The 18304-nt window shown below is 68.7% G+C and carries 21 protein-coding genes; 5 read left to right on the forward strand and 16 right to left on the reverse strand.

Annotation, left to right across the window (positions count from 1 at the left end; genetic code table 11):
• Window positions 1-71 precede the first annotated feature (71 nt).
• From AC3ANP_RS15830 to fabF, 5 genes are all read left to right on the forward strand, one after another.
• A complete protein-coding gene (locus AC3ANP_RS15830; RefSeq protein WP_488331079.1) occupies window positions 72-1316 on the forward strand; it encodes a PucR family transcriptional regulator in 1245 nt (414 codons plus the stop codon).
• Window positions 1317-1404: 88 nt separating this feature from the next.
• Window positions 1405-2334, forward strand: a complete 930-nt coding sequence (locus AC3ANP_RS15835; RefSeq protein WP_488331080.1) for an ACP S-malonyltransferase — start codon at window positions 1405-1407, stop codon at window positions 2332-2334.
• Complete coding sequence (locus AC3ANP_RS15840) at window positions 2331-3389, forward strand: beta-ketoacyl-ACP synthase III (protein ID WP_488331081.1); 1059 nt, start codon at window positions 2331-2333, stop codon at window positions 3387-3389. Before AC3ANP_RS15835 ends, AC3ANP_RS15840 begins: the two co-directional genes overlap by 4 nt.
• A gap of 143 nt (window positions 3390-3532) precedes the next feature.
• A complete protein-coding gene (locus tag AC3ANP_RS15845; RefSeq protein WP_488331082.1) occupies window positions 3533-3778 on the forward strand; it encodes an acyl carrier protein in 246 nt (81 codons plus the stop codon).
• A gap of 193 nt (window positions 3779-3971) precedes the next feature.
• A complete protein-coding gene (gene fabF, locus AC3ANP_RS15850; RefSeq protein WP_488331083.1) occupies window positions 3972-5207 on the forward strand; it encodes a beta-ketoacyl-ACP synthase II in 1236 nt (411 codons plus the stop codon).
• A 158-nt stretch (window positions 5208-5365) separates the two neighbouring features.
• Here the strand turns inward: fabF and AC3ANP_RS15855 are convergent, their stop codons facing one another.
• The 16 genes from AC3ANP_RS15855 to AC3ANP_RS15930 form a co-directional block, all read right to left on the reverse strand.
• Window positions 5366-5869: a DUF3145 domain-containing protein gene (locus AC3ANP_RS15855; RefSeq protein WP_488331084.1), complete on the reverse strand. Its 504-nt coding sequence runs from the start codon at window positions 5867-5869 to the stop codon at window positions 5366-5368.
• A 295-nt stretch (window positions 5870-6164) separates the two neighbouring features.
• Window positions 6165-7091, reverse strand: coding sequence for a tyrosine recombinase XerC (locus AC3ANP_RS15860; protein WP_488331085.1), 927 nt, complete (start codon window positions 7089-7091; stop codon window positions 6165-6167).
• Between the two features lie 172 nt (window positions 7092-7263).
• Window positions 7264-8451, reverse strand: coding sequence for a DNA-processing protein DprA (gene dprA / locus AC3ANP_RS15865; protein ID WP_488331086.1), 1188 nt, complete (start codon window positions 8449-8451; stop codon window positions 7264-7266).
• 65 nt (window positions 8452-8516) lie between these two features.
• Window positions 8517-10064 (reverse strand): YifB family Mg chelatase-like AAA ATPase, encoded by a 1548-nt coding sequence (locus AC3ANP_RS15870; protein ID WP_488331087.1) that lies wholly within the window; start codon window positions 10062-10064, stop codon window positions 8517-8519.
• Window positions 10065-10424, reverse strand: a complete 360-nt coding sequence (locus tag AC3ANP_RS15875) for a YraN family protein (protein WP_488331088.1) — start codon at window positions 10422-10424, stop codon at window positions 10065-10067. It lies immediately after the preceding gene.
• Between the two features lie 77 nt (window positions 10425-10501).
• Window positions 10502-10828, reverse strand: a complete 327-nt coding sequence (locus AC3ANP_RS15880; protein WP_488331089.1) for a DUF2469 domain-containing protein — start codon at window positions 10826-10828, stop codon at window positions 10502-10504.
• A gap of 96 nt (window positions 10829-10924) precedes the next feature.
• Window positions 10925-11611 (reverse strand): ribonuclease HII, encoded by a 687-nt coding sequence (gene rnhB / locus AC3ANP_RS15885; protein ID WP_488331090.1) that lies wholly within the window; start codon window positions 11609-11611, stop codon window positions 10925-10927.
• Between the two features lie 10 nt (window positions 11612-11621).
• Entirely contained in the window at window positions 11622-12440 is an 819-nt protein-coding gene (gene lepB / locus AC3ANP_RS15890; RefSeq protein WP_488331091.1) for a signal peptidase I, read from the reverse strand.
• Window positions 12441-13118 (reverse strand): signal peptidase I, encoded by a 678-nt coding sequence (gene lepB / locus AC3ANP_RS15895; protein WP_488331092.1) that lies wholly within the window; start codon window positions 13116-13118, stop codon window positions 12441-12443.
• Between the two features lie 101 nt (window positions 13119-13219).
• Complete coding sequence (gene rplS / locus AC3ANP_RS15900; protein ID WP_090953186.1) at window positions 13220-13579, reverse strand: 50S ribosomal protein L19; 360 nt, start codon at window positions 13577-13579, stop codon at window positions 13220-13222.
• Between the two features lie 248 nt (window positions 13580-13827).
• On the reverse strand, window positions 13828-14631 hold the full coding sequence (gene trmD, locus AC3ANP_RS15905) for a tRNA (guanosine(37)-N1)-methyltransferase TrmD (protein WP_488333088.1): 804 nt from the start codon (window positions 14629-14631) through the stop codon (window positions 13828-13830).
• Between the two features lies 1 nt (window position 14632).
• The gene (rimM, locus tag AC3ANP_RS15910) at window positions 14633-15244 is read right to left on the reverse strand and encodes a ribosome maturation factor RimM (protein WP_488331093.1); all 612 of its coding nucleotides are present in this window, start codon (window positions 15242-15244) and stop codon (window positions 14633-14635) included.
• A gap of 141 nt (window positions 15245-15385) precedes the next feature.
• Window positions 15386-15628, reverse strand: a complete 243-nt coding sequence (locus AC3ANP_RS15915) for an RNA-binding protein (RefSeq protein WP_056426755.1) — start codon at window positions 15626-15628, stop codon at window positions 15386-15388.
• A 1-nt stretch (window position 15629) separates the two neighbouring features.
• Window positions 15630-16052, reverse strand: coding sequence for a 30S ribosomal protein S16 (gene rpsP / locus AC3ANP_RS15920; protein ID WP_488331094.1), 423 nt, complete (start codon window positions 16050-16052; stop codon window positions 15630-15632).
• A gap of 238 nt (window positions 16053-16290) precedes the next feature.
• Window positions 16291-16728, reverse strand: a complete 438-nt coding sequence (locus AC3ANP_RS15925) for a hypothetical protein (RefSeq protein WP_488331095.1) — start codon at window positions 16726-16728, stop codon at window positions 16291-16293.
• Between the two features lie 669 nt (window positions 16729-17397).
• Window positions 17398-18273, reverse strand: coding sequence for a VOC family protein (locus AC3ANP_RS15930; RefSeq protein ID WP_488331096.1), 876 nt, complete (start codon window positions 18271-18273; stop codon window positions 17398-17400).
• Window positions 18274-18304 lie beyond the last annotated feature (31 nt).

Raw genomic sequence — 18304 nt, forward strand, 5'->3', positions numbered from 1 at the left:
GATGCACCCCAAGGCAACTTGTAGCCTTCGCACAAATGGAGCTTGAACCTCCTGCGCCGTATGCTCGAACCATGGCAGAGCCCACCACCCCTCCCGCAAAGCGCAAACCGGCCGTGCGGGCACTGGCCCCCGAGAAGGCCGAGACGCTGAAAAAGCTACGCTCCAGCGTGGGCCAACTATCCACCACCACCCTGCGCCAGCTGGAAAAATCGCTGCCCTGGTACAGCCGGCTCAACTCCGATGAGCGGTCGGCCCTCGGCATGGTCGCGCAGAACGGCATCGCCGCGTTCGTGACCTGGTATGAGCGTCCCAGCTCCCCGTCCTGGATCCTCTCCGACGTCTTCGGGACCGCGCCCACCGAGCTGACCCGCTCGATCAGCCTGCAGAAGGCGCTCCAGCTGATCCGGATCGTCGTCGAGGTGGTCGAGGACCAGGTGCCGGTCATCGCGCCGGAGGCGGACCAGGGCGCCCTGCGCGAGGCGGTGCTGCGCTACTCGCGCGAGGTGGCGTTTGCCGCCGCCGACGTTTACGCCCGCGCTGCCGAGACCCGCGGCTCCTGGGACACCCGGCTGGAAGCACTGATCGTCGATGCGATCCTGCGGGGCGAAAACACCGACGCGCTGCGGTCCCGGATCGCCGCGCTGGGCTGGAAAGCCCAGGAGCGCTTCACCGTGATGGTTGGCAACTCCCCGTCCGAGCCGAGCGCCAGCTACGTCAGCGAGCTGCGCCGCACTGCCGGACGGTTCGCCGAGGATGCACTGGTCGGCATCCAGGGCGACCGGCTCATCCTCATCCTTGGCGGCGTGCAGGACCGGGAATCGGCGTGTCAGAAACTCAGTGAGCTCTTCGCGCCGGGGCCGGTGGTCTACGGGGCCGAGGCCGGGTCCCTGCCGGAGGCCAGCAGCTCGGCGCAGTCCGCCTTTGCCGGCCTGACCGCCGCCCGGGCCTGGCCGTCCGCGCCGCGCCCGGTGGCGGCCGATGACCTGCTCCCGGAGCGGGTGATCTCCGGCGACGACGCCGCCCGGCGCTCCCTGGTGAAGAACATCTACCGGCCGCTGCTGGCGGCTTCCAACGGCCTGGTCGAGACGCTCGGGACCTACCTCGAGCTGGGCCATTCCCTCGAGGCCACTGCGCGCGAGCTCTTCGTCCACGCCAACACGGTCCGGTACCGGCTGAAGCGGGTCTGCGACGTGACGGGCTGGGATCCGCTCATTCCCCGGGAGGCTTTTGTGCTCCAGGCGGCCCTGGTGGTGGGCCGGCTTTCGGCCCCGCCCAGACCGTCGCCGGAGCGGCAGCCGTCCCGCAACCACTCATGACGCGTTGTAGACTTCCTACAAAGTGACTCTGTGAGCTTGGTGCAAGAAAGTACCGATGAATCTCGCGGCAATTTGGAAAGCTGGATACGTGCTTGCAATCGTCTGCCCTGGACAGGGCTCCCAGACCCCCGGTTTTCTGGCCCCCTGGCTGGAACTCCCCCCCGTCGCAGGCCACCTGGCCTCCCTGAGCGAAATCGCAGGGATCGACCTCACCGCCCACGGCACCACCTCGGATGAGGAAACGATCAAGGACACCGCCGTCGCGCAGCCCCTGATCGTCGCCGCCGGGCTGGTCGCCGCCAAGTCCCTCTTCGACGTCGAACTGGACACCCTGCCGGTGATCCTCGCCGGGCACTCGGTCGGTGAAATCACCGCCGCCGCGCTGGCCGGCGTCCTGACCGAGACTGAAGCCATGACCTTCGTTCGCGAGCGGGCCAACGCCATGGCCGCCGCCGCGGCAGCCACTCCCACCGGGATGAGCGCCGTCGTCGGCGGCGAGCCGGCCGAGATGCTTGCGGCGATCGAAGCCTGCGGCCTGACCCCGGCCAACGTCAACGGTGCCGGCCAGACCGTCGCCGCCGGGACCATGGAACAGCTCGCCGCCCTCGCCGCGAAGCCGCCGGCCAAGGCGCGGGTCATCCCGTTGAAGGTCGCCGGGGCCTTCCACACCTCGCACATGTCCCCCGCCGTCGCGGCCCTGCAGGCGCTGCGGCCCGCGCTGCACCCGCAGGATCCCCAGGTCCCCCTGCTCTCCAACTTCGACGGCGCCGAAGTGACCGGCGGAACCGCCGCGCTCGACAGCCTGATCGCCCAGGTCTCCCGGCCGGTCCGCTGGGACCGCTGCATGGAAACCCTCGTGCAGCGCGGCGTCACCGGCGTGATCGAGCTGGCCCCGGCCGGGACGCTGGCCGGTCTGGCCAAGCGCGGCATGCCCGGCGTGAAAACCGTCACCGTCAAGACCCCGGACGACCTTTCCGCCGCCTTGGCCTTATTCGCAGAACTGGAGGGAGTGAAATGAGCGCTCCAACCCTGAAGCAGGCCCCCGTGAACGCAAACACCCGGGTCCTGGGTCTCGGTGCCTACCGGCCGGATGTCATCGTCACCAACGAGGACGTCTGCCAGTGGATCGACTCCTCGGATGAGTGGATCCGGCAGCGCACCGGCATCATCACCCGGCACCGGGCCGCCGCCGACGTCAGCGTCATTGATATGGCCGAAGGCGCCGCGCGCGAGGCCCTGCAGCGGGCCGGCATCGAGGCCTCCCAGCTCGGGGCCGTGATCGTGTCGACGGTGACCCACCCGTACGCGACCCCGTCCGCCGCCGCCAGCCTGACCGACCGCCTCGGTGCCACCCCGGCGCCGGCGTTCGACATCTCGGCGGCCTGTGCCGGTTACTGCTACGGCATCGCCCAGGCCGACGCCCTGGTCCGTTCCGGTGCTGCCACGTACGTGCTGGTGGTCGGCGCCGAGAAGCTTTCCGACGTCATCGACAACACCGAACGCACCATCTCCTTCCTGCTCGGGGACGGCGCGGGCGCCGTGGTCATTGGACCCTCCGAGACCCCGGGCATCGGCCCCTCGGTCTGGGGTTCGGACGGCAGCAAATGGGACGCGATCGGCATGACGCACTCCATGCTGGACATCCGCGACTTCGCCGCCGGCACGAGCGGCACGGCGTTGAGCGAAGGAGAGGCCGCCGCCACCGAGGCGTCCCTGTGGCCCACGCTGCGCCAGGACGGACAGACGGTGTTCCGCTGGGCGGTCTGGGAAATGGCGAAGATGGCGCAGCGGGCCCTCGACGTCGCCGGCGTCAAGGCCGAGGACCTCGCGGCGTTCATCCCGCATCAGGCCAACATGCGCATCATTGACGAGATGGCCAAGCAGCTCAAGCTTCCCGACACCGTTAAGATCGCCCGGGACATTGCCGAAGCGGGCAACACCTCGGCGGCCTCCATTCCGCTCGCGACCCACCGTCTGCTGCAGGAAAATCCCGAACTGAGCGGCGGGCTGGCCCTGCAGATCGGCTTCGGCGCCGGCCTGGTGTTCGGCGCCCAGGTGATCGTCCTCCCCTAGCAGCCGCTGTCCTTCCCGGCTGCTGGCCTACCTCAACAGCACGGATCCCCAAACCAAGCCGAACCCTCGGTTTGAACCATTTCGCCAGAAACGCCCGGACCAACTCCGGGGGCCGACGGCACCAACGAGAAAAGGAGCCATCCATGGCTAACAACGAAGAAATCCTGGCCGGCCTGGCCGAAATCATCAACGAAGAGACCGGCCTGGCCCCGGAGGCTGTCGAGCTGGACAAGTCCTTCACCGAGGACCTGGACATCGACTCCATCTCCATGATGACCATCGTGGTCAACGCCGAGGAAAAGTTCGGCGTGCGCATCCCCGACGAAGAGGTCAAGAACCTCAAGACCGTCGGCGACGCCGTCAGCTTCATCGCCAACGCCCAGGCGTAACGCCGCCTGCACTGGCACCGGACGGACCGTCCGGACGGCCGGTCCGGAGGCCGGCCCGGGATGCGCACGCTGCTCCCCGGCCGGGCCTCCGCCGCCGCCGTCTTGTTTAGCACCACCGCAGAGTTTCCCCAGCAGGCCCCGGCCGTCCACCAAGATCCGGACACGGCAGGCGCACCGACAGAGAGTGATCCCCATGGCACGCAAAGTAGTCATTACCGGTCTGGGTGCCACCACACCCATTGGCGGCGATGTCCCCACGATGTGGAAGAACGCGCTGAAGGGCGTCTCCGGCGCACACACGCTCGAGGACGACTGGGTGGCCAAGTACGAGCTCCCGGTGCATTTCGCCGCGCGCGCCTCCACCCCGGCCCTCGAGGTGCTGAGCCGGGTCGAAGCCAAACGCATGGACCCTTCCACGCAGTTCGGCGTCGTCGCCGCCCGCGAAGCCTGGGCCGATGCCAACATCACCGACATTGACCACGACCGCCTGGCCGTCGCCTTCGCGACCGGCATCGGCGGTGTGTGGACCCTCCTCGACGCGTGGGACACGCTGCGTGAGAAGGGTCCGCGCCGCGTCCTGCCCATGACCGTGCCGATGCTGATGCCCAACGGTGCCGCGGCCGCGGTCAGCCTGGACCTCGGCGCCCGGGCCGGTGCCCACACCCCCGTCTCCGCCTGCGCGTCCGGTACCGAGGCCATGCACCTGGGCCTGGACCTGATCCGTTCCGGCAAGGCCGACGTCGTCGTCTGCGGCGGCGCGGAAGCCGCCATCCACCCGATGCCGATTGCCGCCTTCGCCTCAATGCAGGCACTCTCCCGCCGCAACGACGCTCCGGAACGGGCCTCGCGTCCGTACGACCGCGACCGTGACGGCTTTGTCATGGGCGAAGGTGCCGGCGCCCTGGTCCTCGAAGCCGAGGAGCACGCCCTGGCCCGTGGCGCCAAGATCTACGCCGAACTCGCCGGCACCTCGGTGACCGCCGACGCCTACCACATCACCGCCCCGGACCCGGAAGGCCTCGGCGCCACCCGTGCCCTCAAGGCCGCCATGTTCGACGGCCGGATCCAGCCCGAGGACGTCGTGCACGTGAACGCGCACGCCACCTCCACCCCCGTCGGCGACAAGCCCGAGTACAGCGCGCTCAAGGCAGCCCTCGGCAACCACGTCGACAATGTGGCCGTCTCGGCGACCAAGTCGCAGATGGGCCACCTGCTCGGCGCGTCCGGCGCCGTCGAAGCGGTGCTCACCGTCCTGGCCGTGTACGAACGCAAGGCGCCGGTGACGATCAACCTGGAAAACCAGGACCCCGAGATCCCGCTCGACGTCGTCACCTCCGAGCGTGCCCTCCCGGGCGGCAGCATCGTCGCGCTGAGCAACTCCTTCGGCTTCGGCGGCCACAACGCCGTCATCGCCGTCCGCAGCGTCTAGCTGTACTGACGCGGCCCGGCGCCCGGCGGCCCGCGCCGGGACCGGCGGGCCGGCCGGCTGATCGCGCCGAAATGACAGGTGGCGGCAATGTTCTTGGTGAACATTGCCGCCATCTGTCATTTGGCGTTGCTATGGAGTGTGCGGCGTGGTCCGGAGGGCTAGCCGACCTGGTGAAGCCAGCGCACCGGGGCGCCTTCGGCGGCGTGCCGGAACGGTTCGAGTTCCTCGTCCCAGGCCTCGCCAAGGGCCAGGGACAGCTCGTGGTAGACGGCAGAGGGGTCCCCGGCGCCGGATTCATAGGCATAGCGGATGCGGTCTTCGGAGACCATGATGTTGCCGTGGACGTCGGTGACGGCGTGGAAAATGCCCAGCTCAGGGGTGTGCGACCAGCGGCCGCCGTCGATGCCCTGGCTTGGCTCCTCGGTGACCTCGTAGCGCAGGTGTGCCCAGCCGCGCAGTGCGGACGCCAACTGAGCTCCCGTGCCCGGCGCTCCGGTCCACGACAGCTCGGCCCGGAACATTCCGGGCGCGGCAGGCTGGGGGGTCCACTCAAGGTCCGTGCGCTTGTCCACGACAGACCCAATGGCCCACTCAACGTGGGGGCACAGGGCGGTCGGGGCCGAGTGAACGAACAGGACACCGCGGGTTAGTGCAACAGACATTCCATCCTCCATAGCTATAGGTACGTCTTCCCCAACGACCTCTGCCTGGATGTCTGCCTGCTGCGTGAATCCGCGTGCGGGGCGGTGTGCCCCTGCCAGACTATTCAATTTCTTTAGAACCACAAGCTGCAAAAAATAGGTCCGGATTTCAGGTGGTGAGCGGATACTACGAGCTTCAAGCACCACTTGAAAGTTGCCGGGCGTGATTCTCATTCTGCCGTACCCCGCCTAATTACGCCAGTGCAATTCGGCGCGTCGCTCCCGGCGCGTCGTGGCGGGGCAGAACACCGGCCGTTCAGGCCCGCGGGTGGGCCTGCTGGTAGCTCTTTCGGAGCCGCTCGACCGAGACGTGGGTGTAAAGCTGGGTGGTTGCCAGGCTGCTGTGCCCGAGAATTTCCTGTACGGCGCGGAGGTCCGCGCCGCCGTCGAGCAGGTGGGTCGCCGCGGAATGGCGCAGGGCGTGCGGACCGGTGGCCGAGGTGTCTCCCAGCCCGTCCAGCAACCCTTTCACGACGCTGCGGACCTGGCGCTGGTCCACCCGCCTGCCGCGCGCGCCGAGGAAGAGTGCTGGTCCCGAGCCGTCAACTGCCAGGGCAGGCCGGCCCCTTCGCAGCCAGTCGTCGACGGCGACGGCAGCCGGGACGCCGTACGGGACCGTCCGCTCCTTGTTGCCCTTGCCGAGGACCCGCAGCGTCCGGCGGTCAGGGTCGAGGTCATCCACGTCCAGGCCGGCCAACTCACCGACTCGAACGCCTGTGGCATAGAGCAGCTCCAGCATGGCCCGGTTCCGCAGGGCCAGCGGTCCGCCGTCCGCCGTAGCGGACTCCGCGTCCGCCACAAGCCGCTGGACCTGGCCTTGTTGCAGCACGCCGGGCAGGGATCGTTCGCGTTTCGGGGCTTTCAGGCGCAGCGCTGGGTCGCTGGTGATGAGTTCTTCCCGGACGGCCCAGGCGGTAAAGGCGCGGGCGGTGGCGGCGCGGCGTGCCACCGTAGCCCGCGCCATCCCGGCTTCGCTCTGGGCGCCCAGCCAGCGGCGCAGGGCTCCCAGGTCGAGGCCGCCCAGGTCCGTGACGCCCTCCGCGGCAGCATGTGCCAGCAGGCTCGCGACGTCGGCTAGGTAGGCGCGCACGGTATGGGCGGAGCGTCCGCGCTCAGCCTCGAGGTATCGGCCGAAGCCGTGCAGGGCCTCGGCGAGCGTTGCGGGCAGTTGCTGGGAAGACACCCTTCCACTTTCCCAGCAGTTGGCCCCGCACCGCTGGAGCCCGGCGGCGCGTCGTTCGGCTTGGACGTCCACATACGGCGGCGCGTCGTTCGGCTTGGACGTCCACATACGGCGGCGCGTCGTTCAGCCGGCGACGTCCAGATACGGCCCGGCAGTGTTCAGCCGGCAGCACTCAGCCGGCGGCGGTGGAGCGTTTCCAGCCGCCGTGGAGGGACTCTGCCAGGCCGAGCAGCCCAAGCCGGCCCAGTCCCGCGCGCACGGATTCCGGACTGAGCCCGGCCACCGCGGCGAGTTTTTCGACGGTGCTCGTGGTCCGCAGCGGCAGGGCGTCCAGGACAATCAGGTCTTCCAGGGTGAGCCCGTCGTGGGCCTCCACCCTGCCGGCCTTGGACTCGGGCATCGACTCCCCGCTGGGCGACGCCAGTTCCGCGATCTCGCCGGCGTCGGTCACGCACACGGCGCCTCCTTCGCGCAGCAGGCGGTGGCAGCCGGCCGAGTTGGCGCTGTGCACCGACCCCGGGACCGCGCCCACGCCGCGGCCCAGGGTTTCGGCGTGGTGGGCGGTGTTGAGCGCGCCGGATCTCCACCGCGCCTCCACCACCACAGTGACCGCGGCCAGGGCGGCGATCAGTCTGTTCCGTTGCAGGAAGCGGTAGCGGGTTGGAGCTGATCCGGGCGGGACCTCGGCCAGGACGGCGCCCTGGTTGGCAACCGTCCGGAGCAGGTCCTCGTTGCCGGCGGGGTAGAACCGGTCCACACCCCCGGCCATGACCGCGATGGTGGGCAGGCCGGCCCCGGCTCCGGCCAGGGCTGCGCGGTGCGCGTGGGCGTCGATGCCGTACGCGCCGCCGGAAACAATGGTGAATCCGCGCTGTGCCAGCGCGTAGGCGAGGTCTCCGGTGACAGCCGATCCGTACGAGGTGCTGTCCCGTGATCCCACCAGTGCGATGGCCTTGTTTACCGGCGGCAATTCCTGTTCCACGCCCCGCCACCAGAGACAGAGTGGCTCCTGCAGCCCCAGGTCCGCCAACTGGGCGGGCCACAGCGGGTCCGCGGGGATGAGCATTCGTCCGCCCAGGCGCTGCACGGTGGCGAGGTCGCGGTCCGGGGCCAAGTCTGGGATCCGCGGCGCCCAGCGCTTCAGAGCCATGCCCAGACCGGTCCAGCCTGTGCCGGCACCGTGGTCCGCCAGCGTCCGGGACAGCTCCTGCTCCAGTCCCGGACCGGCCTGGAGCTCGCCGGTGGCGACCCGGAGGGCATCCACCGCGCCGGCCACCCGGACGAGGGCCAGGCCTGCAGCATCCTGCGGCTCCAGAAGTCGGGACAACGCGGCGCGGGCGGTCCTGTCATTCTCTGTCATGGTGCTGCATGCTCCTCACTGTGGTGCCTTAGTTGCTGAACTGGGTTCGTGTCGTGGCGGGGTCCTCAGGCGGCGACCGCTGCGGTCTGCCGGAGACCCAGCGCCTGCCCGATCTCATCCGCGCCGGGACTGTCGCTGCCGTTGAGGTCAGCGACAGTCCATGCCAGCCGCAAAACCCGGTCGTAGCCGCGGGCCGTGAGGACTCCGCGTTCCAGGGCGTGGTCCAGGATCCGCGTCGCTGAACCGACGAGCCGCAGCTGTCCCCGGAGCACCCGGCCCGGCACCTGGGCGTTGGTCTCCAGCCCCAGCGGGTGCAGCCGGTCCAGCTGGCGGCGCCGGGCCGTCAGCACACGCGCGGCGATGCCGGCCGTGTCCTCTTCGGCGCGGGGCTGGCCGAAATCGGCCAGCGCCACCCGTTCGACTTCCAGCTGGATGTCGACCCGGTCCAGCAGCGGACCGGAGAGCCGGGAGAGATAGCGGCGGCGCATCGTCGGGGTGCAGGTGCAGTCCACTCCCTTGCCGGAAGCCTTGCCGCACGGGCAGGGATTGGCGGCCAGCACCAGCTGGAACCGGGCGGGGTAGGCGGCCGTCCCCGCCGAGCGGTGGATGACTAGCTCGCCGCACTCCAGCGGTTGCCGCAGCGCGTCCAGGACGCGGCGCTCGAACTCCGGGGCCTCATCCAGGAACAGCACCCCGCGGTGGGCGCGGGATGCTGCCCCCGGACGCGGCAGCCCGGAGCCGCCACCAATAATGGCGGCGGCCGTGGCGGTGTGGTGCGGATTTTCATAGGGCGGCCGGCGCAACAGCGTGACCGGCGCGGACGTGAGGGCGCTGAGCGAATGGATGGCCGTCACTTCCATTGCCGCACGGTCCCGAAGATCCGGCAGCAGCCCGGGGAGGCGCTCGGCGAGCATCGTCTTTCCCGCTCCCGGGGGCCCGGTCAGCAGCATGTGGTGCGCGCCGGCGGCAGCCACCTCCAGGGCACGCCGGCCCTCGCCCTGCCCCGAGACGTCGCACATATCCGGTACGGACGCGACGGCTTCCGTGGCGGCGGCATCCTCCGGTTCCTCGGCGTCCGGTTCGAAGTCCAGGGCGAGCTCCTGCGGGTCGGCGCCGAAGTCGAAGGCGAGCCGGGCCAGGGTGCGGTAGCCGCGCACCTTGGCGCCGGGGACCAGGGCCGCTTCGGCGGCGTTGGCCTGGGCCACCACCACCTCCGGGTGGCCGGCGTTGACGGCTGCCATCACGGCCGGAAGGATGCCGCGCACCGGGCGCAGGCGCCCGTCCAGGCCGAGTTCGGCGATAAAGACATGCCGTCCGGTCGGGCGGATATCATTGGCGGCGAGCAGGACGGCCACGGCAATGGACAAATCGAACCCGGAGCCCCGCTTGGGCAGCGAGGCCGGGATGAGGTTCGCGGTGATCTTCCGGCGGCTGAGCGGGATGCCGGAGTTTTGGGCCGCGGACCGGATCCGCTCCTTCGCCTCATTCAGCGAGGCGTCCGGCAGGCCCAGGATGACGAACGCGGGAAGCGTCTGGCCGATGTCCGCCTCGACCTCGACGAGGTAGCCGTTCAGCCCGACCAGCGCGACGGCGTAGGTCCGGCCCAGCCCCATCTAGCCCACCCCTTTGAGGTGGTCAATGACCGGCGGCCCGCCGGTGCCGTCGTCGAGCACGGCGATGACGTCCACCCGGCGCAGCGGCATCCGCAGCTCATGGTCGCGGCACCAGGCCGATGCCAGCCGGTGCAGCCGCGCCAGCTTGTCCGCGCCGACAGCCTCGAACGGGTGCCCGTACGCGAGGGAGGTGCGGGTCTTGACCTCCGCGATGACCAGGGCGTCGCCGTCGAGCGCCACGATGTCGATCTCGCCCTCGGCGCAACGCCAGTTGCGGTCAATGATCCGCATGCCCTCGGCTTGGAGGTAGCCGGTGGCAAGTTCTTCGCCGCGCCGGCCCAGCAGGTCCTTAGCTCTCATGCCTCCAGCGTGCGCCGTCCATGCTGCGCGGCGCGGCGGAAAGTTGGGCTATGTGGGTAACCCGGCCGGAAGTGGCGCTAGTTCCCCAGGTCCTCGACCTTGGGCACGGCGAGCTCCTCGTTGCGCGGCAGCTCCTCGACGTTGACGTCCTTGAAGGTGATGACGCGGACGCTTTTGACGAACCGGGCGGAGCGGTAGACGTCCCAGACCCACGCGTCCTGAAGGGTCAGGTCGAAGTACACCTCGCCGTCGGCGCTGCGGGCCTGCAGGTCCACGTGGTTGGCGAGGTAGAAACGCCGCTCGGTCTCGACAACATAGCTGAACAGCCCGACGACGTCGCGGTATTCGCGGTAGAGCTGCAGCTCCATGTCGGTTTCATAGTTTTCAAGATCCTCGGCACTCATGCTTCCATCTTGCACCATTGAACGGCGGGCGCGCGCCACGGGCAGACCGGCAGCAGGCAGGCACGAGCGGCGGACGCCGGGCGCGCGCAGCGGCGGCTAGTCGCGCAGCAACTGCCAGCTGACCCGGTGGTACGGGCTGGGCCCGGCGGCGCGGAGGGCGTCCTTGTGCGCGGCGGTGCCGTAGCCCTTGTTCTCGTTCCAGCCGAAGGCCGGGAATTCGGTGTGCAGCGCGGCCATCTGCCGGTCGCGCTCGACCTTGGCCAGCACCGACGCCGCCGCCACGCTCAGGCACTGCATGTCGGCCTTGACCAGGGTGTGCACCGGCGCGTCACAGCCCGGGTCCTGCGGGCCCGCATCTTCGGGGTCCGTGTCAAACAGGGATCCCTGCGCCGCCGGCGAGAGCCAGTTATGGCTGCCGTCCAGCAACACCACATCGGGGGTCACGCCGGCGTCCAGCACGGCGAACCAGGCCCGGTTGCCGGCCAGGCGCAGCGCGGCAATGATGCCGAGGGCGTCGATCTCGGCGGCGCTGGCATGCCCGACGGCGGAGGCGACGCACCAACTGCGCACCAGCGGCTCGAGCCGTTCCCGGTCCGCGGCCTTAAGCAGCTTGCTGTCCCGCACGTCCGCGAGCAGGGTCTGCCGGTGCAGGTCGATCACGGCGATCCCGACGCTGACGGGGCCGGCCAGCGCGCCGCGTCCCACCTCGTCGATGCCGGCGAGCAGGCGGGCGCCCGAGCCGCGGAAGCGGTGCTCGTAATCGAGGGTTGGGGCGAGGGACACAGCGCCTGCCCTACTTCCCTGCCGGCGCCGGGACGCCGCGGAAAACTTCGGGATAGTTTCCCAGCCCGGTGATCCGGTTCAGCGGCCAGGCGATCACCGCTGCCTTGCCCTCGATGTCCGGCAGGTCGATGAACCCGCCGTTGGTGTCCATGTGGGCGCGGGAATCCGCGGAGTGGTTCCGGTTGTCGCCCATCACCCAGACCTTGCCGGCCGGGACGACGACGTCGAAGTCGCGTACCTGCGGAACTTCGGCGTTGTTGATGTACTTTTCGTCCAGCGGCGCTCCATTGACCGTGAGCCGGCCGCTGCCGTCGCAGCAAATGACATGGTCACCGGGCAGGCCGATCACGCGCTTCACGAGGTGCTGCTGCGAGTTGTCCGGGAGCAGGCCCACGAAGGTCAGCGCGTCCTGCACACCGGACAAGGGTCCGTTGGCCTGGGGCGCGCTGGGCACCAGCCAGCCCTTGGTGTCGCGGAAGACGACGACGTCGCCGCGTTCGAGCGCGATCGGCTCCGGCACCAGCAGGTTGACGAAGATCCGGTCGTTGACGTCGAGGGTGTTCATCATCGACTCGGACGGGATGTAGAACGCCCGGAACAGGAAGGTCTTGATCAGGAAGGACAGCACGACGGCGATCACCACCACGGTGGCGATTTCCTTGAACCACAGGAACGCGGGGCTCCGGCCTTCCCGGGCCCTGGCCCGCCGGGCGCGCGCCGACGTCGGGCCGGCGTGGGCGGGCCCGGACGCCGGGGCGTCTTCCACCGGTTCGGGCCGGAGCCCGTCGTGCCCCTGCGGATCAGGTCTCCGGGGTCCGTTCTCGGGCATCTACTGTCCGTTCCTCATCGTTGTGGCGGCCTCGTCGGGCCGCGGTATCGCTGCAAATCTATCAAGCGGCCAGATCACCTGTACCGGTCTGCCGAGGACCCGGTCCAGTGGGACCATTCCGCCGCCCGGTGCCCCCAGCAGGCTGCGGGAGTCGGCCGACGCGGACCGGTGGTCGCCCATCAGCCAGAGCCGGCCCGCCGGCACGATCACGCTGAACTTCAGTTCGCTGGGAGCGTCGCCCCCATACAGATAGGGTTCCGCAACTTGCTGGCCGTTCACTGTGAGCCTGCCCTCGGCGTTACAACAGATGACGTGGTCACCGGGGAGGCCGATGACGCGCTTCACGTAGGTGGTGTCGCTGCCGGTCAGGCCCAGCCAGTGGCCTGCGCCGGCGAGGAAGTCCGCTGCCGGTCCCCGGCCGCTGTTGAGCGGGGCGAAGGATCCCCTGCCGTCGAAGACCACGACGTCGCCCCGGCGGACCGGTTCGAGCGCAAAGTCGGTGCGGGAGACCAGGATTCTGTCCCCGTCCCGGAGCAGCGGTTCCATCGACGCCGACGGAATGAAGTAGACGTCCAGCCAGAGGGAGCGCACCAGCCCGCTGATGAGCACCGCCAGGAACAGTCCCAGCAACGCAAAACGCCAGCCCAGTTTCCTGGACCGGCGTCTTGTCTGTTCCATGCTCCAGGCCCTCTAACGCTTTTCTGAGATGAACAGCGCAGTGGCGGAAGGCCGGGCACAAACCCGGACCCTCCGTGGATCCGCTGGGAAAGTCCGGAGACTTACTTGGCGGTCTGGAAGTCGCGCTTTTCCTTGATCTTCGCAGCCTTACCGCGCAGTGCACGCATGTAGTAAAGCTTGGCGCGGCGCACATCGCCCTTGGAGACGAGTTCGATCTTGTCAATGATCGGGGAGTGCACCGGGAAGGTACGCTCCACGCCGACGCCGAAGGAGACCTTGCGGACGGTGAAGGTTTCGCGGACGCCGTCGCCCTGGCGGCCCAGGACGAAGCCCTGGAAGACCTGGACACGGGAGTTCTTGCCTTCGATGATGTTCACGTGCACCTTGATGGTGTCGCCGGCGCGGAACTCGGGAACATCGCTGCGCAGCGAGGCTGCGTCTACGGAATCGAGGATATGCATTGATCCACTCCTGGTGAACGCCACAGGTCATTCACGTTGGGTCACGGCGGCCAAGCCCGGGCATTGGATGCTCCGGAAATTGCCGCCGAAAGTTTGTCGTTCCGGCGTCGTCAGGACTTGACGGTGCCGGGGTGCCGGGCTGTTGGTAGCGCTCCCCCTGTGGCAGGTTCGCAACCCAGCGGGCACAAGGACTAATTTTGCCACATGGGGGCGTGTTTTGGTGAATCGGCCGCGTGGTTTGCCCAAGTTCAGGCGTCGGAGCGGCGCCGCAGCCGGCCCTCGACGATGTCGTACCCCAGGTCCCCGAAGACCGCGCGGTCGGCGCGGGGCAAAGTGCCGGCGTCGAACCCGTCAAGCAGGTCCGGGCGGCGTTCTGCGGTGCGCCGGTATTGTTCATGCCGCCGCCACTGCGCGATCTTGCCGTGGTTGCCGCTCAGCAGCACGGCGGGCACCTCGCGGTCCCGCCAGTTCGACGGCTTGGTGTAGACCGGGTATTCGAGCAGTCCGTCGGAATGGGATTCCTCCACCAGCGACTCGGGGTTGCCGACGACGCCCGGCAGCAGCCTGCCCACGGCCTCCACCATGGCCAGCACGGCCACCTCGCCGCCATTGAGCACGTAGTCTCCGAGGCTCATGGGCCGGACGGTGAAATGCTCCGCAGCCCAGTCCAGGACGCGCTCGTCGATCCCCTCGTAGCGTCCGCAGGCGAAGACCAGCTGCTGCTCCGCCGCGAGTTCGTAGGCGGTGGCCTGGTTGAAGCGCTCCCCCGCCGGCGACGGAACGATCAGTACCGGCTTGCCGCCGTCCTGCCCGGCGGCCCCCGCGACACCCGCGACGGCGGCAAGGGCCTGGGCCCAGGGCTCGGGCTTCATCACCATGCCGGCTCCGCCGCCGTACGGCGTGTCATCCACCGTGCGGTGCCGGTCGGTGGTGAAGTCCCGGAGGTCATGGACGTTCAGCTCCAGCAGCCCGTCCTGGCGCGCCTTCCCGATCAGGGACAGCTCCAGCGGCGCGAGGTAGTCCGGGAAAATACTGACGACGTCGATCCGCATGTCAGCCGCGGTCCCCGCTGCCGTCGGAGCCGGCTGCCGTGTCGGCATCGGCGGCGGCGTTCGTGTCGGCGACCGTGTCGCCGTCGTCCGGCGCGGCGCCGGCCTCGGCGTTGACCTCGAACAGCCCGTCCGGCGGCGTGAGGCGGATGTACTTGTCGCCGACGTTGACCTCGGGGACGATCTGCTCCACGAAGGGGACCAGGATTTCCTTGCCGTCCGCATCCGTGACGACCAACAGGTCCTGCACCGGCATGGTGTGCAGGGCCGAGACCCTGCCCACCACCTGGTCGCCGACCCGGGCCTCCAGGCCGACGAGCTCGTGCTCGTACCAGCCCTCGTCGTCGTCCTCGTCCAGTTCCTCGGTCTCGATGAAGAGCTTCGCGCCACGCAGGGCTTCCGCGTCGTTGCGGGTCTCCACTTCCTCGAAGGCGAGCAGCAGGATGTCCTTGTTCCAGCGCGCGCTCTCCACCGTCAACGGCCCTGCCGACGCCGGTTCGACCACGAACTGGGTGCCGGGAACAAAGCGGTCACCCGGCGCGTCCGTGAGCACTTGGACTGTTACTTCGCCGCGGATGCCGTGGGGCTTGCCGATTCGTGCCACCTGGAGCTGCATGTGTTCCTCTGTTCGGGTTCTCTGACGTCTTGGATTCGCTGGCGCCTTGGATTCGCTGGCGCCTGCCGCGCAAAACAGTCCGGCCCCTCCACCATAAGCTGGTGAAGGGGCCGGACTGAAGATCGAGCTAAGCTGGCTGCGCTACCGGCGGCGGTCGGTGTCGACGACGTCGACCCTGACCGGTTCGCCGTCGGCCAGTGCCGCCACCACGGTGCGCAAGGCGCGCGCCGTACGGCCCTGGCGTCCGATCACCCGTCCGAGGTCGTCCTGATGAACGCGCACCTCGAGGGTATCCCCGCGGCGGTTGTTCTTGGCACTGACCTTGACGTCCTCGGGACTGTCAACAATCCCGCGGACCAGGTGTTCGAGCGCTTCTGCCAGCAAGTTACTCAGCCTCGGTGGTCTCTGCTTCGGCGTCGGCGGGAGCCTCGGCTGCGTCGTCCTTCTTGGCCTTCTTGGTGATGGCTTCCGGGATGATCACGGAACCCTTTTCCGGGGCGACGAAGGCTTCCTTGGCAGCCTTGGTCTTCAAGGTGCCCTCCTGGCCCGGGAGACCCTTGAACTTCTGCCAGTCACCGGTGATCTTGAGGATCGCGGCGACCTGCTCGGACGGCTGTGCGCCGACGCCGAGCCAGTACTGGGCGCGGTCCGAGTCGACCTCGATGTACGAGGGCTCTTCGGTGGGGTGGTACTTGCCGATCTCTTCGATGGCACGGCCGTCACGCTTGGAGCGTGCGTCCATGACGACGATGCGGTAGTACGGTGCGCGCATCTTGCCGAAGCGCTTAAGGCGAATCTTTACGGCCACTTTTGTGGTCACTCCTGTTTCTGAAACGGGGTCGAGCCCGGTGTTCTGCACCCGTGGGGCGGGCCGTACTAGGGGGTTCTAAAGGACAGGATCCGGACGCGGAGAGAGGGGCCACGCGGATCGAGTACCTGTTCATTGTGCCAGATCACCGCGCGGATTTCGACTTGACACCCGTGCCAGGGGTCTTCAAGGGGTGTTTTTTCTCGGGACGGTCTCCGGGGGCGCACGCTGTCGGGCGTCAGGACGTCCAGACGTAGAGCCCGGTCCTGGCGGCCGGGTCCACGCCTGCCGCGAGTTCGGCCAGCTGCCGGACGTAGCCTGCAGCCTGCTCCGGGCCGAAAGGCATGTCCTCCTCCGCGGCCCACTGCGCGGAGACATCCGCGAGAACGTCACCGTCGCCTTCGGTCTCGTAGCTCAGCAGGTCCGCCAACGCCCGGACCATCGCGGCCGGAACACCCAGCAGCGAGTCGCTCGCCACGTCCACCATTGCCAGCTCATAGTCGGCGCCCGCAGCGTGTACCGCTGTGCCGGCCAGGTCGCCGAGCCGCTCGACCTCGAAGTCGCTGATCTCCGAAATCCGGACTGCGCCGGGGGCAACGGCGGCGCCAGCTTCGAGGGCCGCGGCCCGCTTCAGAGCGGCGTCGTGCGTGGCGACGAAGATTTCAGTAAATCCCAAGGAAGAGCTCCCTAGCTGTCGTGCGGCGCAGTGCCGCTGTTGTCGGCGTGGTTTCAGCCTAGCGGCTCCGGCCGGGCCGACCGCGCACCGGACATGCCCTCCCCTGGCCACCAGCACTGGACATATAGCCGACATGCCAGCCATGACAGCAACCAGTGGACATGCTCTCCTCCGACCGTGAGCAACGGACATATAGGCCATGTGCCCACCCTTGGCCGCGACCACTGGGCATTTCCCCACGTCATCCCAGCCGCGGCCCGCTTTATCCAGGCTCCCGGAGTGGACATGCCCTCCGCCGGACGTGAGCAACGGACATATAGGCCATATGCCCACCCTTGGCCGCGACCACTGGGCATGTCCCACGTCATCCCAGCCGCGGCCGGCTTTGTCCAGGCTCCCGGAATAGACATGCCCTCCTCCGGCCGTGAGCAACGGACATATAGCCAACATGCCCAGCCATGACGTCAACCAGCGGACATGCCCATCGCCCACCACACGCACCGGATATGCCCACCCTTGGCCGCTACCACTGGACATGTCCCACGTCATCCAAGCCGCGGCCCGCTTTACCCAGGCTCCCCGAGCGGACATGCCCTCCTCCGGACGTGAGCAACGGACATATAGGCCATATGCCCTTCCATGACCGCGACCACTGGGCATGTCCCGTGGTTAGCGGACGGTGACGCGGATCCGGTTGCGCCACGGATCGTCGAAGCGCAACTCGGCGCCCGTGTGGTGGGACTGAATGCCGGCGGTCTTGAGCCGGTCGGCAAGAGCGCCGACGTCGTCCCCGGACGGCACCTCGATCACTACTTCACCGAGGCCCAGCGTGTCCCGGCGCGGTCCGGCGCCACGGCTGTTCCAGACGTTCATGGCCATGTGGTGGTGGTAGCCGCCGGCGGAGACGAAGAGCGCCTGGCCGTGCCACCCGGCAGTCTTTTCGAAGCCGAGCGTGCCGACGTAAAAGTCGTGGGCAGACTGCACGTCGCCAACCTGCAGGTGGACATGGCCGACGCCGGCGTCGGTCTGCCGCTGCCCGGCCAGGGACGCTTCGGTGAGGTGCTGTTGGAGGTAACGCTGGGGCGGCAGGGCCAGGCTGTCCATGACGACGTTTCCGCCCTCCCAGGACCAGGCGTCCCGGGGGCGGTCCCAGTAGAGCTCAATGCCGTTGCCCTCCGGGTCGTTGAAGTAGAAGGCCTCGCTGACCAGGTGGTCGGCGCTTCCGGTGAAGGACTGCGGTTCGTACTGCGCCGCGCTGGCCACGGTGGCGGCGAGGGCAGACTGGTCATCGAACAGCAGGGCGGTGTGGAACAGGCCGGCCTCGCCGCGGGAGGGCAGGCTGAGCCCGGGGGCGGGGGCAAGGTGGACCAGCGGCTTCTGCTTGCGTCCGAGGTAGAGCCCGCCGTCCTGCTCCGCCACGATATCGAGGCCGAGGGCGCGCTGGTAGTAATCAGTCATGAGCTTCATGTCGCCAACCTTGAGCATCACGGTGCCCATGGTGAGTTCAGCGGGAAGAAGGTCCTGGGTGCTGGCTTCTGCAGTCATCGAAACGCTCCAGTGGTTGTGCGGCCACCGA

It is taken from the genome of Arthrobacter sp. JB02-1C (genome assembly GCF_057748045.1).